14 protein-coding genes are annotated in these 14113 nt (G+C 45.4%); 10 read left to right on the top strand and 4 right to left on the bottom strand.

Annotated elements, in window-relative coordinates; translation table 11 throughout:
* Positions 1-50: 50 nt before the first annotated feature.
* Complete coding sequence (locus tag QM657_RS00460; RefSeq protein WP_415064559.1) at positions 51-851, top strand: MBL fold metallo-hydrolase; 801 nt, start codon at positions 51-53, stop codon at positions 849-851.
* Positions 852-907: 56 nt separating this feature from the next.
* Here the strand turns inward: QM657_RS00460 and QM657_RS00455 are convergent, their stop codons facing one another.
* On the bottom strand, positions 908-2335 hold the full coding sequence (locus QM657_RS00455) for an amino acid permease (RefSeq protein ID WP_415064558.1): 1428 nt from the start codon (positions 2333-2335) through the stop codon (positions 908-910).
* A 338-nt stretch (positions 2336-2673) separates the two neighbouring features.
* On the opposite strand from QM657_RS00455, the gene QM657_RS00450 reads away from it, so the two are divergent.
* Positions 2674-3132 carry a metallophosphoesterase family protein gene (locus tag QM657_RS00450; protein ID WP_415064557.1) on the top strand — a complete coding sequence of 153 codons (459 nt, stop codon included), beginning with the start codon at positions 2674-2676 and terminating at the stop codon, positions 3130-3132.
* Positions 3133-3296: 164 nt separating this feature from the next.
* Here the strand turns inward: QM657_RS00450 and QM657_RS00445 are convergent, their stop codons facing one another.
* From QM657_RS00445 to QM657_RS00435, 3 genes are read right to left on the bottom strand one after another with little or no spacing between them, the layout of a single operon-like run.
* Positions 3297-4880, bottom strand: coding sequence for a hypothetical protein (locus QM657_RS00445; RefSeq protein ID WP_415064556.1), 1584 nt, complete (start codon positions 4878-4880; stop codon positions 3297-3299).
* The gene (locus tag QM657_RS00440; RefSeq protein ID WP_415064730.1) at positions 4873-5583 is read right to left on the bottom strand and encodes an ABC transporter ATP-binding protein; all 711 of its coding nucleotides are present in this window, start codon (positions 5581-5583) and stop codon (positions 4873-4875) included. The genes QM657_RS00445 and QM657_RS00440 overlap by 8 nt, the downstream gene beginning before the upstream one ends.
* 5 nt (positions 5584-5588) lie before the next feature.
* Positions 5589-6155, bottom strand: a complete 567-nt coding sequence (locus QM657_RS00435; protein WP_415064555.1) for a helix-turn-helix domain-containing protein — start codon at positions 6153-6155, stop codon at positions 5589-5591.
* Between the two features lie 329 nt (positions 6156-6484).
* On the opposite strand from QM657_RS00435, the gene QM657_RS00430 reads away from it, so the two are divergent.
* The 8 genes from QM657_RS00430 to QM657_RS00395 all read left to right on the top strand — a co-directional run bounded on the left by QM657_RS00430 (position 6485) and on the right by QM657_RS00395 (position 14005).
* Positions 6485-7342: a PHP domain-containing protein gene (locus tag QM657_RS00430; protein ID WP_415064554.1), complete on the top strand. Its 858-nt coding sequence runs from the start codon at positions 6485-6487 to the stop codon at positions 7340-7342.
* A 32-nt stretch (positions 7343-7374) separates the two neighbouring features.
* The gene (locus tag QM657_RS00425) at positions 7375-8379 is read left to right on the top strand and encodes an ROK family protein (RefSeq protein ID WP_415064553.1); all 1005 of its coding nucleotides are present in this window, start codon (positions 7375-7377) and stop codon (positions 8377-8379) included.
* On the top strand, positions 8376-9563 hold the full coding sequence (locus QM657_RS00420; RefSeq protein ID WP_415064552.1) for an MFS transporter: 1188 nt from the start codon (positions 8376-8378) through the stop codon (positions 9561-9563). Before QM657_RS00425 ends, QM657_RS00420 begins: the two co-directional genes overlap by 4 nt.
* A gap of 151 nt (positions 9564-9714) precedes the next feature.
* Positions 9715-10257 carry an FUSC family protein gene (locus tag QM657_RS00415; RefSeq protein WP_415064551.1) on the top strand — a complete coding sequence of 181 codons (543 nt, stop codon included), beginning with the start codon at positions 9715-9717 and terminating at the stop codon, positions 10255-10257.
* A 254-nt stretch (positions 10258-10511) separates the two neighbouring features.
* A complete protein-coding gene (gene leuD, locus QM657_RS00410) occupies positions 10512-11003 on the top strand; it encodes a 3-isopropylmalate dehydratase small subunit (protein WP_415064550.1) in 492 nt (163 codons plus the stop codon).
* Between the two features lie 2 nt (positions 11004-11005).
* A complete protein-coding gene (locus tag QM657_RS00405) occupies positions 11006-12250 on the top strand; it encodes a 3-isopropylmalate dehydratase large subunit (RefSeq protein ID WP_415064549.1) in 1245 nt (414 codons plus the stop codon).
* A 14-nt stretch (positions 12251-12264) separates the two neighbouring features.
* The gene (locus QM657_RS00400) at positions 12265-12756 is read left to right on the top strand and encodes a 3-isopropylmalate dehydratase (RefSeq protein WP_415064548.1); all 492 of its coding nucleotides are present in this window, start codon (positions 12265-12267) and stop codon (positions 12754-12756) included.
* 7 nt (positions 12757-12763) lie between these two features.
* The gene (locus QM657_RS00395; protein WP_415064729.1) at positions 12764-14005 is read left to right on the top strand and encodes a 3-isopropylmalate dehydratase large subunit; all 1242 of its coding nucleotides are present in this window, start codon (positions 12764-12766) and stop codon (positions 14003-14005) included.
* The last annotated feature ends 108 nt before the right edge of the window (positions 14006-14113 follow it).

Here is a 14113-nt window from a genome sequence, read left to right as displayed (position 1 = left end):
TTTTAATGTTTTTATCAATGGCTGAAAATAATACAGGAGGGGGATATAAAATGAAATTGACGATGTTGGGAACAGGAAATGCACTGGTTACGGATTGCTATAATACCTGCTTTGTTTTGCAGGATGAAGACGAATATTTCATGGTGGATGCCGGCGGCGGAAACGGTGTTTTAAGCCAGTTGAAAAAAGCCGGGATTGACTGGAAAGAGGTCAGGAATATTTTTATTACTCATAAACATATTGATCACCTTCTTGGTGCGGTTTGGCTGATGAGGATGATTTGTCAGTATATGAGGCAGAACCAATATGAGGGTGAAGCAAATATATACGGGCATTCTGAGGTCATACAGACCCTTCGCTCTATTGCAGAGATGGTTCTTCAAAAAAGCGAAGTCACTTATCTTAACCGGCGCTTACACCTGATTGCAGTGGAAGACGGTGAAGAAAAAGAGATTATGGGCCGCCGGGTTAAGTTTTTCGATATACATTCCACAAAGGATAAGCAATTTGGTTTCACCATGGAACTTTCGAAAGGCAAAAAGCTGACTTGCTGCGGTGATGAGCCCTATAATATATCTGAAAAAGAGTATGTGGTGGGAAGCTGCTGGCTGCTGCATGAAGCGTTTTGTCTGCATTCCCAGGCGGATGTGTTTCATCCCTATGAAAAGCATCACAGCACAGTGAAGGATGCCTGCCAATTGGCCCAGGAATTTGGCGTGGAAAATTTGATTTTGTATCATACAGAGGATAAGTCCTTACATCAGCGCAAGAAGCTGTATATGGCGGAGGGAGAGACGTACTTTCGGGGTAATTTATATGTTCCTGATGATTTGGAAACGATTTTACTTTAGGAAATGATTCGTCATTGAGGATATTTATGAGCAGAATTGACAGCGCAGCAGTACCTCTATTTCTTTTTCTCGTCCGGATCATAGATTTCTTCCGAAAATTCCGTCAAAATACGGCGATGCTCCGGTGTTCCTGCCGGATACTGTTTCTGTTGGAGCAGTTTCTGTTTGCTTGCCGCCTTTACAATCACATAGCAGACCGTAAAAAAAGCAACGAGAGCCATGCCCGCAAAAAAGCCTAAGGTCTGCCCTTTTAAAAACGGCATGCTGAACATGGCTATGATCAGTCCGGCCATAGTAAACAGAGAACTATACGGAAATCCGCATAGACGGCACTTCCCTTCCGGCTTTCCGTTCTTTTTCCGGAAGCGGATATGGGTATACATGAGCACAATATAAGTGAAAAGCAGTGCGAACCCTCCGGAGCTGATTAAAAACAGATAGACTCCGGGAAAGAACAGTCCGACATATAGAAACAGTATCATGGATAAACCGGAAAATAAGATTCCCCGGTAGGGAACATCGGTTTTATCCCTTAAAAATGCGGGACCAAGCCCGTCCTCCACAAGAGAACGAAGCATTCTTCCGATTCCAAACATGGCAGCTACCATAGTGGAAAAAATTGCGCTGATTAATATAACCGTCATGGCAGTACCGGCCCAGGTCATTTGATATCGGTTTAAGGCGGTAACCATGGGACTGACGTTTTCGCTTAAGGATTCGCTGGGCACCAGCAGCAAAAGAACTGAAATACACAGAATATAAAGTGCTACGAGCCAGAAAACTGTCAGGTGGATTGCCCGTGGCACATTTTTTTCCTTATTTTCTGTTTCGCTGGCAGCCAGTCCGATGATTTCAAAACCTGCATAGGTGAATAAAACGATCAGCATGCTTCCTGCCAGGCTTTTTAAGCCGCCGGGGAGAAATGGCTCTGACCGCAGTATACTGGTTCCCAGGGGCTGGGAGTTCGGTAAGACACCCAAAACGATCATGGAGCCTAAAAGAATAAATCCGATAATAGCTATAATCTTTATTGCAGACAGAATGCTTTCCAGATGACTTAACTGTTTTGAACCCAAAAGGTTTAATAATGTTACGGCAATGATCAGTACAGTGCCCAGGATCGGAATTGAGACGGATGGAAACCACGTCCGGAACAGTAAGGAGACCGCGGTAGCCTCACTGGACATAGCAATGACCATTCCGGTCCAATAGACCCAGCCTACCACAAAGCCTGTACCATTGTTAATATACTGAGAAGCAAACGTTCGGAAGGAAGCGGCATCCGGATTGGATACCGTCATTTCTGAAAGTGCAAATAGGATAAAATAAACCATAACAGCGCAAATCAGATAAGAAAGAATAATTGCCGGGCCGGCAGCCTGTATGGCAACCGATGAACCTAAAAAAAAGGAACCGCCGATCACGGTTCCCAGAGCCATCATCGTTAAACGGCCTGCAGTAAGACCACTTACTTTATTTTTCATGGGATTCCTCGCTTTTGATTTTTGTATTATTATTCCGGGGAGGGGAAAAGTTATTCGGGACATTAAAAATACAATTATAAAGCGGAGTGCAGAAAAACTGTCAATTGATTTTTCGGCAGAAAGTTTTAAAGACATTCATTATTTTCCATAATTGTATAATTTTTAACAAAAGTGAATATGATGTAATAAAAGTTCCTGGATAAAGCCAATGTTCTGTAACAGTGATGGGAGAAAAATCAGCTCCTTAATGAAGACGATGGTTTTATAGAAGTATTTATAAAAAATCTGAATTCTCCAATTGAGATAGTTTTTAATGAAAACGGGGGAAAGAGAAACCCATGAAGCATATTGCAATATTATCCGACACGCACGGTCTGCTGCGGGAGCATGTTGTAGTTGAACTCGCTGAAGCAGATTGCGTTATTCATGCCGGCGATGCTGACACACCATGCATTATTGAGTCCATAGGGCAACTGGGAGAGACTTATGCGGTGCGCGGCAACAATGATAAAGAGTGGGCCAAAGCCTTGCCTGAAAGCCTTGCCGTCACAATTGAAGGTGTGAGGTTCTTCATTGTTCATAACAGGAAAGATGTACCAGAATACTTAAAAGATGTGGATGTGGTGGTCTATGGCCACTCCCACAAATATTCTGCAGAAGTTATTGAGGGAACACTGTTTCTCAATCCCGGAAGCTGCGGTAAACGGCGTTTTGATTTGGAAATTACCATGTGCCGTATGATTGTGGATGCAGGGCACTACAAGTACGAAAAAGTGATAATTCCCTATGACATCTAAAGGAATGATTATAATCCCCATTGCCTGTACAACCGGAAGTACTGATTTTAAATAAAATGAAAGAACCAGCTTATAAGCCGGAGAATCGGAGTGCCTAAATGCACTTTTATTCTCCGGCTTTGTAATTTTCTGGAAAGGGAAAAGTTATGCTGATGACATCAGTCCTAACTCAAGACCTTCCTTATGTTGATTCTCCTCAAGTTTTGATACAACAGCGCAGTGATGGCAGATAAAATCAAGACAGCGGCCACCGTAATAAGCTGCCCCTGTTCAGGGAACACAATGCCCAATGCAACAGGGGGAGCTATTGCTGCGAATCCAGCCAGCATAGCCGCCATAACTGACATAGACTGCTTTACCGCCTGCTGAGGGCTCTTCCAGTCAAACTTCAGGAATCGAATATTCGCAGACAGGCCCACGACAGCGATAAACCCTGCATAGACTACAGGTGTTACAAAAACCATGAGTATGGAAACGTAATTCAAAGGAAGGGTCATGGCCAGAATCAGGCTGCTGAAGATAATGGGCGGCAGCAAGACCGTTAAATTCACCAGAATCTTGGAGTCGAAAATTTCTTTGGCACTCACCGGCAGGGAGCTCAAAATCCAGCGGTTCTTCCCTTCCATGTTAAGTGAAACTGCGGTAGTGGAAGACATGACGACAAATAATGATGGAAAAAAGGGTGTCATGTGCTGCAGCAGTCCTGGAAGCCCTGGCATCTGCAGCATGGAAGAAAGCTGTTCAGAGCCGAACATCCTGAGGGCCAGGATGGCCGCCACCATCAGTACCGGTCCAATACAAGTGTTGAGAAGATATACCGGGGAGGAGGTCAGCAGCTTTAATTCTCTGCGATATAGTGCTTTGTTCGCCGTAGCGGCGGACAGTTGGGTGATGCGGTAGGAGGTTCGGGTATGCTGTGTGAAAAGTGCAGAGTTGATCTTTGCGTACACCTTGGACAGCAGAAATACGAAAAGGGCAGCAGCAGCGGCTGATAGCAGAACAAATGAGATCAGTGCCAAAACGTTTCTCTGGGACAGCGCAGCAGTGACCAGCCTGGCCGGAGGGTAAAAATGCCCGATTGCCTGCCCAAGCTGGAATCCCAGATCAGCCAGTAAATCCACATCCACCGCCTGCATGGAAAAAGACAGTGCCATTGCGCCGATGGTGGCTCCAAAGCTGAGAAGAGTGATCAACAGATTCTTGTGACGGAACCGGACGCTGATTGCGGTGATCACTCCTCCCACGGTCATGGCCGCAATCATAGGCAGCAGCGGAGCCGACAGCCATATGAGTAATGCAGACAGCCAGAGAATAGCAGGAGACCCGCTTTCTTTTATGAAGACCATCATAGCTGGAAGAAGAACGAGACCGCCAAAGAATAAGTTGCCCAGATATACTGTCAGCAGCCGGCTTAAAATGACTGAGGACCGGGGGACCGGAAGAGACATGATCAAGTCATAGTCAGAAAAGCCAAACAGAGTTCCGCTGCTGTGAATCAGGGTGAAGAACAAGGTAATCATGGAGAAAAGCAACAGAATGATGGCAGGTATCAGCTCCACCAGTCCAATAGCGGCGTATCCTACCGCAGTTATATAACTGAAAAAGACAATCATAGCCCCTAAAATCAGGCCCACCACTCCCATGAGGGCTGCCTGCAGCCGGGCCTGGGAATCCTTTGTATGGATCAACTGATTTATACCAAAGAGTCCCAGAACCTGAATTTTGGTAAGCAGAAATATGTTAGTCATGATCCAGCACCTCCAGGAACGCATGCTCCAGACTGGAGTCTCCCCGTACATCCTCGGTGCTGCCGCAGGCAATCAGCCTGCCATTTTTGATAATACCGATACGGTTACACAGTTTTTCAGCCACATCCAGCACGTGGGTGGAAAAGAAGATAGCTCCTCCTTCGTCACACATTTCCTTCATCATTTCTTTCAGCCGAAACGCTGCTGACGGGTCCAGTCCAACAAAAGGCTCATCCAGTACCAGAAGACGGGGCTTGTGCAAAAAAGCAGAGATGAGTGCCAGCTTCTGCTTCATTCCGTGGGAATAGGAGCCGATTAAATCCCCCAGACTGGCGGTCAATTCCAATCTTTTGGCATAATCTGCAATTCGTGTCTCCCGTTCCTGCTTGTCCACTTTAAAAACATCGGCAATGAAAGATAAGTATTGGATGCCGGTGAGATACTCATAAAGATCGGGGTTATCCGGCAGGTAGGCGGTAACCTGTTTGCAGGCCAATGGTTCATCCTGCAGAGAATGACCGTCAACCGTAATATTGCCATGTTCAAATTCTAATACCCCTACTGCGGAGCGGATCGCAGTGGTCTTGCCTGCACCGTTGTGTCCGATAAAGCCGAAGAGATCTCCTGCATGGACGCTGAGACTCAAGTCATCCACAGCCTTTTTATTTCCATAAACCTTGGTCAGATGTTCTATGCGCAGAATTTCACTCATGTTTGTTCTCCTCCTTCTTTGGGTGGTGTGACGATAATTGCAAGGGAATGCATCTTTCTGCCGGGTTTTGCCGCCTGTTCCGGTGTGCGGTAAGGTGCGGTCAGTTCCCCGATTTTAAGCATTAAGTCTTCCAGCTCCTCTAAATTCACCGCAATGGGACCGGTGGAAAAGCCTGAACCGTCCTTTAAAATATTAATATCATCACGGGCGGCGTAATCGGCAAATTCCCCCATGAGAGCGGCTGAAAACTGGGCAAACAGGCTCATATAGACATCTCCCCGGTTCTCTTCCAACAGGCGGGGGATGTCCTGGGCAGTGTCCATGTCCATTGCATAGACCTTTTCCACCAATGCACGTACCGGCCGTTCTTCCGCTATTTTCAGTACACCGCATTTGACCATTTTTCCCAGATGCCGGTACAGAGAGGCTTGGGGAATGTCGGGCAGTGCTTTAGCCAGCTCTTTGGCAGTGGCGGTTTTTCTCGCTGTAATCTCCATCAGGATTCTGCTGTCGGTGGGGTCTACAAAACAGGATATCAAATTTTTCATTGTTTTATGGTTCATATTATGCCTCCTAATGCTATCACTTATAATAATGTTATCATATTGATAATGTTATTGCAATTGATAATATCTGGATGTTGAAACAAAAGGACCATAAAGATTTAATAGCCGGACCGTCTGCGTAAATTGGCCGCGTCTTATCCAGCTTTTCGGATGAAGGCTGAGGCCATTATTGGCATTGTAGTTTAAATCATGAAATCGGTTGACTTTGCCGTAATTTTAATATATATTTATTTTACCACTTATTATAATTATTATAATAAGTGGTAAAATAGCGGATAACCTTATTAAGCAGGTATCCGGAAACCTTTTGGGAGGAGGAACTATTTATGGATTTTCATATGCATTCCTGCTACAGCGAAGATGGCGAGTACACGCCCTCTGACCTCATTCAAATGTGTATTGATGCGGGTCTTACCACAATGGCTATATCAGATCATAATTGTGTAAAAGGGGCCAAGGAAGCAGTCAAAGTGAAAAGCGCAATTGAAAAAGCAAATAATACCCGTATCTATTATTACCCAGCCATAGAAATTGACTGTACCTTTCAAGATGTCAATTTTCACGTCTTAGGTTATGATATTGATCTTGAAAGCCCTGATTTTGAGGCTATTGAACAAAATGTGAGAAAACAGTGCATTGATTCTTCAAAAGAACGGTTCCGGCTGATCAACCAAATGGGCTTTGACCTCACTGCTGTAGAGCTTAACGCCATAACTGCCGGGGGATACTGGAGCGAACATTGGACAGGAGAGGTTTTTGCCGAGGCCCTGCTGAAAAATGATAAATATAATGAAAATGATCTTTTGCAGCCCTACAGAGAGGGCGGTAATCGAAGTGATAACCCTTATGTGAATTTCTATTGGGACTACTGTTCACAGGGAAAGCCCTGTTACGTTCCAATGACATTTCCCGATATGAGGGATGTCATCGACATCATACATCGAAACGGCGGTACAGCTGTTTTGGCCCATCCGGGGGCCAATCTAAAAGGAAATTTTGATATGATAGATCAATTAATTCCCTTAGGCTTTGATGGAATCGAGGCTTATAGCAGCTATCATTCCGCTGAAACGGCCAAGTGGTTTTCAGAAAAAGCCAGACAATTTGATTTATTTGTTACATGCGGAAGTGACTTTCACGGAAAAACGAAACCAATGGTTAAGCTGGGCCATTGCGGCTTATAGGATATTACTTAAATTTTAAGGCAGGTGATTTTATGGGTATTAACATGCTGGACATGAAGCAGAGCAATGCGCAGACTGTTCTTTGGAAGCTATGTTCCTGCAGGACCTCCACAGTGAAGGACCTGGCTCAATTAACAGGACTCAGCTATGCAACTGTAGGAAACATATTAACTGATTTTGTGAACAGCAAAGAGGTGATGCTTGGAGAAATGCTTTCTGCCACCGGCGGAAGGCCGTCCCAATTTTATACATTCAACGCAGAACACGCTCACGTACTTGCGCTGTCGGCACGGACACGGGAGGGAAAACATATGATTCGTGCCTGTGCAGGAAATTTATACGGCGAGTTGGTATGGCAGGCGGAACAATGTTTTGATGATATCCAGCTTGCGAGTTTTGAACATATGATTGACTCTGCTCTGCATACTTGCCCGTCTATCCGCATTTTATCCTTTTCCCTGCCTGGAGTAGAACGGGACGGTGTCATTATAACCAATGATTATGCCAGGCTGCGGGGAGTTTCTTTTACAAAGCATTTTCAGGAGAAATACCATCTGCCTGTGATCATTGAGAATGATGTCAATGCGGCAGTCTCCGGATACGGGAAAAATGTAGAAACCGATTCTGCTATTGCAGGAATTTATTTTCCCAGGTATTTCAGTCCCGGTGCAGGTATCATCATTGACGGAAAAGTCTTAAAAGGGGCTTGCGGATTTGCGGGGGAAATATCTTTATCTCCGCTTGGCATTGATTGGATTTCCATGGATTATGAAAATCCCCAGGAGGTGGGTGCTGCAATATCCAGGCTCATCAGTGTGTTCTGCGGCATCATCAACCCTAAGTATGTGGTCTTGTACGGGGATTTCTTTACGGAATCTGTAAAGGAAGCGATTACGGAGGAAATTCCTGGAGAAGCTCTGCGCAATATTTTCCCCTCGATTATTTATCAGGATGATTTGGATTGTGACATTATCACCGGATTAATCACACAGGCAGTATCCGCTTATCAGTCAGGATTAAAAGGAGATTTTACATGATTTTTTTGGCATTGATCTATTTGGCATTTATCAGTTTAGGGCTTCCGGACTCTTTGCTTGGTTCCTCATGGCCGTTAATGTATGGGGAATACGGGGTTTTGGTGGGGAATGCGGGATTTATTTCTATCATTATATCCAGCGGCACAATCATATCCAGCCTTTTTTCACACCGGGTGATCCGGCGGTTTGGCACAGGTAAGGTGACTGTTGTCAGCGTCTCCTTTACAGCCATTGCGCTGCTGGGATTTTCTTTATCCCCCTCCTTTATATGGCTGCTGGTATGTGCTATCCCTCTTGGCATCGGTGCAGGGGCAGTGGATTCAGGGTTAAATGAATTTGTTGCGGAACATTACGAAGCAAAGCACATGAACTGGCTGCATTGTTCATGGGGAATCGGAGCCATGCTGGGGCCCATTCTCATATCCGCTTTAGCCCAGTCCAGCTATAGCTGGCGGAGCGGATATAAGAGCATATCAGTCCTCCAGTTTATTTTGGTTGTGCTGCTGCTGTTTTCTCTTCCCATGTGGCACAGGCTGGAAAAACCGGGTGCTGAGGGCGGGGAAACAGAGAAGCAGGCAAAAAGCGAGAGCCAGGGAGTGTTTGCGCCTTTGCAGGCCAAGGGAGCTATTTTTGCCATGCTGACCTTTTTCCTGTACACATCGGTGGAAAATTCCATGATGCTTTGGGGAGCCAGTTATCTGGTGAATATAAAGGACATCAGGCCGGAGAGCGCAGCGGGCTGGGTATCTCTGTTTTTCCTGGGAATTACAGCCGGACGTGCGCTGAGCGGGTTTATCTCCATGAAACTGAGTAATGAAGCCCTCATCCGCATTGGCGGGGCTCTCCTGATCGCAGGGCTGTTTATTATGCTGCTTCCTCTGCCTGCTTCCTTTACCATGGCGGGATTTATTATTGTGGGGCTGGGACTCGCGCCGGTTTTTCCATGTATGCTGCATCAGACACCTGTTTATTTTAAGAAGGAAAATGCACAGGCGGCCATGGGGCTTCAGATGGCGTTTGCATATTGCGGTACTACATTGATGCCGCCTCTGTTCGGCCAGATTTTTGCACACGTTTCTTTCTCCCTGATGCCTTACCTGCTTTTGATCAGCGCAATAGGAATGTTTGCATGCACAGCATGTCTTACTGTGAGAGCGAAAAAAGGTTTCGCTGTCCGGGAATGATGGAATGCAGGCTGTCACTCTCTGCCATTTTATATAAATTCAACACTATATTTTTTCTTTTTTATTTGCTATAATAAATCGGATCAGATTGTGAAGTACATAGATGAGTAAACCATATGAAAAAATAAAATGAGCAGAGGAATTTTGTTATATGAACAGTCATAAACCAGTTAATGCATTGATACCGGGCCTTGGGCAGAGGAGTATAAAAACTGCTTTATCGACGGCAATACTGGCCCTTCTTTACCTTCCCTTCGGTGAAAACCCTACGTTTGCCTGTATTGGAGTTATATTTGGAATGGGAAACGGCATGGAGGATTCGAAAAAGAGCGGCGGAAACAGGCTTGTGGGAACTATTATCGGCGGCCTTTTGGGGATCGGCATATTTTGGATCGAGCATTGGATATTTCCGAAGGGAAATTATTATCTGAGAGTTGTTCTGATCTTTTTCGGGGTGATTCTTTTGGTATGCGCATCAGTCATATTTAAGTGGCCGGGTGCGGTTCAGCCGGGGGGAGTGGTGCTTTGTATAATTCTGTTCAACACTCCGGCAGACCATGTTGATTATGCTTTCGGCAGAATGTTTGATACTGCTATCGGCGTTATTTTTGCCATAGCAGTCAATGCATTTTTCACGAGAGAACGGGTTGACAAATGGCTTAAAAGAGAGGCTGCGGCTGAAAACGTGGAATAAGTCAGGCTTAGGCAGTATACGTTACTGCGGAATACAACCGGCATTATAATGACAGGCAGCTTTTCGTCAATCAGAAGGAAGATGATGAAAAAATAAATCCGCAGGGAGGCTTCCTGTGGATTTATTTTTGGGATTTATAGCTGGTTATAACAATATAATTTAAAGTTATATGAAAGATTCTTAATTTGTATTATTGTTATACCGGCGGATGTGATAAAATGTGGCATATAACCATGAATTGAGGAGAGGTAAAGATGAGTCAAGGTAAAATCTATAAATTTCAGAATGATTTAGACACAGATCAGATTATCGGTTCACAGTATCTGCTGCTGCCCAGCATTGATGAAATGAAAAGCCATGCTTTTGAATCGCTGGATGCGGCATTTGCAGAAAAAGTATGCCCCGGTGATTACGTTGTAGGAGGTGAAAACTTTGGCTGCGGCTCCTCCAGGGAACAGGCTCCTGCCGTGTTAAAGGCGCTGGGAGTTAAAGCAGTGATCGCAAAGTCCTTTGCCCGTATTTTTTATAGAAATGCCATTAACATCGGGCTTCCCGCCATCGTCTGTAAGGAACTGCCGGACCATGTTTCCACCGGTGATCTCATGGAACTGAAATTGAGCGATGGTGTTGCGGCGGTGGGAGATCAGGAATACTCCTGCACAAAATTGCCTGAATATATGCAGAATATTTTAAATAAAGGCGGTTTGATTTCATTTCTGAATGAAGAGGAAAAGGAGGAAAACTAATTATGGGAATGACAGTTGCAGAAAAGATCATCGCAGATGCAGCAGGAGTTTCATTTGTAAAGCCCGGAGATATCCATACCGTGAAGCTTGACCGGATGATGAGTAATGATGGAACCACCCATCTGACCATAGATATGTATCATAATAAATTGAAAAACCCCAGAATTTCAGATGTGAAAAAGCTGGTTTTTATTGTGGACCACAATGTGCCAGCCGACAGCCCCAAAACAGCCGCTTCCCAAAAGAAGATGAGGGATTTTGCAAAGCAGCACAAGATCGATTTCTGGGAAGGAAAGGGTGTCTGCCATCAGATCATGATGGAGAACTATGTGAATCCGGGCGAGCTTATTTTCGGTGCGGACAGCCATACCTGCACTTACGGCGCATTGGGAGCTTTTGGAACCGGTGTGGGCTGTACAGACTTTTTATACGGTATGGTAACAGGCACTTCATGGGTGCTGGTTCCGGAAACCATTAAATTCAATCTGGTCGGTTCCCTGCCTGAGGGAGTTTACGCCAGAGACTTGATGCTTTCCATTATCGGTGAAGTGGGCGCTAACGGATGCAATTATCAGGTGATGGAATTTACGGGTGAAGGTGCAAAGTCCTTGAATATCAATGATCGTATGGTGCTTTGCAATCTTGCGGTGGAAGCAGGAGCCAAAACTGCAATTTTTGAACCGGATGAGGTTGCCCTTACTTACTTAAAAGAGCGGGGAAGAGAAGCAAAAAAGCTGTTTTTCAGCGATGAAGATGCCAATTATGTGAAGGAATACACCTTTGATTTATCAAAAATAAAGCCCGTGGTTGCCAGACCGGATTTCGTTGACGATGTGGTGGTTGTGGACGAGGCAAAGGGCGTAAAAATCGATGAAGCCTTCCTGGGCTCCTGTAACAATGGGCGGATTGATGATTTGCGGGTCGGCGCTGAGATCATCAAGGGCAGGAAAGTGGCGGATCATGTCAGATTTTTAGTGGTTCCAGCCAGTAACGAGGTATATCAGCAGGCCTTGGAAGAAGGGCTGATCCAGACCTTTATGGAGGCCGGTGCCATTGTGATGAACAGCAACTGCAGCGTGTGCTGGGGAAGCTGCCAGGGAGTTATCGGAGAAAATGAAGTGTTGATCAGCACGGGAACCAGAAACTTTAAAGGCAGAGCCGGACATCCGAGTTCTAAAGTATATTTGGGATCGGCGGCTACGGTAACTGCCTCTGCCATTGCAGGATACATCATAGAAAACACGTAAATGAGAGGTCAAGTATGGATGCAATAAAAGGAAAGATATGGACTTTAGGAAATGACATTGATACGGATATCATCATTCCTACGGAATATCTGGCATTAAAAACCATTGAGGAAATGAAAAAATACGCGTTTTCACCGCTGCGTACAGACCTGGCAGGAGAGATACAGCCGGGGGACGTGATCGTGGCCGGTAAAAACTTTGGCTGCGGCTCCTCCAGGGAACAGGCTCCTGAAATCATCAAAGCTCTGGGAGTTTCCTGCGTCATTGCAAAGTCTTTTGCAAGAATATTTTACAGGAATTCCATTAACAACGGGCTGTTGCTGATTGAACAGCCTGACCTTTATGACGATGTTCAGGAAGGCGGTCAGTTGACCGTTTATAAGAATCAAAAGATCGAATACAAAGGAAATTCGTACCCCATTACAGCTTTGCCCGATAATTTGTTGGAAATTATAGAGGCAGGCGGCCTTGTAAAGGCTATGAGAAAGAAAAATGGACTGGAGTAAGGGAAAAATGGGATTAACAGCGATTGAAAAGATCATAAAACATAATGTAAAAAAAGAATCGGTGAAAGCCGGTGACATTGTTACCGTTTCTGTAGACCGGGTCATGATTCATGATATCTTTATCCCATTTGTAGCCGGTAAATTTGAAGAAATGGGATTTGAAAAGCTATGGGACCCGGATAAGGTGGTGCTGATTTACGATCATCTGGTGCCTGCAAGCCAGTTGGATGATGTGCGCCATTTTAAGATCGGAGACCAGTTTGCGGCAAAGTACGGCATGAAGAATGTCCACAGAAGCGACGGAATCTGCCATCAGCTCATGACGGAGGCCTTTTATGTGAAGCCCGGTGATGTGGTATTTGGCACGGACAGCCATACCACAACTTACGGCTGTATCGGGGCATTTTCTTCCGGAATCGGATATACGGAGATGGCCAGCATTTTAGGCACCGGAAATATGTGGGTAAAGGTTCCGGAAACCATAAAGGTTGAAATTAACGGAACACTGCCAAAAGGCGTTATGTCCAAGGACATCATACTGACATTGATCGGAGATATCGGCGCTGACGGCGCTTCCTACTGTGCCCTGGAGTTTACAGGGGACACCGTTTCCAGAATGTCTGTAGCCAGCCGTATGGCCATGGCTAACATGGCGGTGGAAGCAGGTGCAAAGTGCGCGGTATTTACGCCGGATGAAAAAACAGCGGAATACTGCCAGATTGAGTTAAATGACTTTCAAAAGTCTGTTTATGGGGATGAGGATGCAGAATATAAAAGAGTGATCACCTATGATGCGGCGGATTTTGTTCCGGTTATGGCATGTCCGTCATCGGTTGATCTCATCAAGCCTGTTTCAGAATTAAAGGATATTTCCATTGATCAGGTGTTCATTGGTTCCTGTACCAATGGGCGGTTAGAGGATTTGATGGCAGCAGCAGAGGTTTTAAAGGGGCATAAGGTGGCGGATTACGTGAAACTGATTGTCACTCCGGCCAGCAGGAAGATATACCGGCAGGCATTGGAAAACGGAACCTTATCTGTGTTATCGGAGGCAGGGGCCATTATCACCCATCCGGGATGCGGGCTGTGCTGCGGCAGAACCGGAGGCATCTTAAGCGACGGAGAGCGGGTGGTTGCCACCAATAACAGGAATTTCCTTGGACGGATGGGAACTTCCAAGGTGGAGATATACCTTGCTTCACCGGTAAGCGCTGCCAAGTGTGCCGTGGCAGGAAAGATTTCATTGTAAAACAGGATCGGTTCATGATAGAAAGTACTGTGGAGAGCGTAATCACCTTCACAGTACTTTTCATTTAAGCAGAACATTGTGAAATAAATAATTTTATGTATGGAAAGG

Source organism: Lacrimispora sp. (assembly GCF_047605665.1).
In the GTDB taxonomy this organism is placed as follows: Bacteria; Bacillota; Clostridia; order Lachnospirales; family Lachnospiraceae; genus Lacrimispora.
Note: the sequence above shows the minus strand (reverse complement) of the source record. Positions and strands in the feature narration are given on the sequence as shown.

Coding starts and splice junctions, on each gene's coding strand:
- QM657_RS00460 (WP_415064559.1), top strand. CDS start 51: ATGAAATTGACGATGTTGGGAACAGGAAATGCACTGGTTACGGATTGC.
- QM657_RS00455 (WP_415064558.1), bottom strand. CDS start 2,335: ATGAAAAATAAAGTAAGTGGTCTTACTGCAGGCCGTTTAACGATGATG.
- QM657_RS00450 (WP_415064557.1), top strand. CDS start 2,674: ATGAAGCATATTGCAATATTATCCGACACGCACGGTCTGCTGCGGGAG.
- QM657_RS00445 (WP_415064556.1), bottom strand. CDS start 4,880: ATGACTAACATATTTCTGCTTACCAAAATTCAGGTTCTGGGACTCTTT.
- QM657_RS00435 (WP_415064555.1), bottom strand. CDS start 6,155: ATGAACCATAAAACAATGAAAAATTTGATATCCTGTTTTGTAGACCCC.
- QM657_RS00430 (WP_415064554.1), top strand. CDS start 6,485: ATGGATTTTCATATGCATTCCTGCTACAGCGAAGATGGCGAGTACACG.
- QM657_RS00425 (WP_415064553.1), top strand. CDS start 7,375: ATGGGTATTAACATGCTGGACATGAAGCAGAGCAATGCGCAGACTGTT.
- QM657_RS00420 (WP_415064552.1), top strand. CDS start 8,376: ATGATTTTTTTGGCATTGATCTATTTGGCATTTATCAGTTTAGGGCTT.
- QM657_RS00415 (WP_415064551.1), top strand. CDS start 9,715: ATGAACAGTCATAAACCAGTTAATGCATTGATACCGGGCCTTGGGCAG.
- leuD (WP_415064550.1), top strand. CDS start 10,512: ATGAGTCAAGGTAAAATCTATAAATTTCAGAATGATTTAGACACAGAT.
- QM657_RS00405 (WP_415064549.1), top strand. CDS start 11,006: ATGGGAATGACAGTTGCAGAAAAGATCATCGCAGATGCAGCAGGAGTT.
- QM657_RS00400 (WP_415064548.1), top strand. CDS start 12,265: ATGGATGCAATAAAAGGAAAGATATGGACTTTAGGAAATGACATTGAT.
- QM657_RS00395 (WP_415064729.1), top strand. CDS start 12,764: ATGGGATTAACAGCGATTGAAAAGATCATAAAACATAATGTAAAAAAA.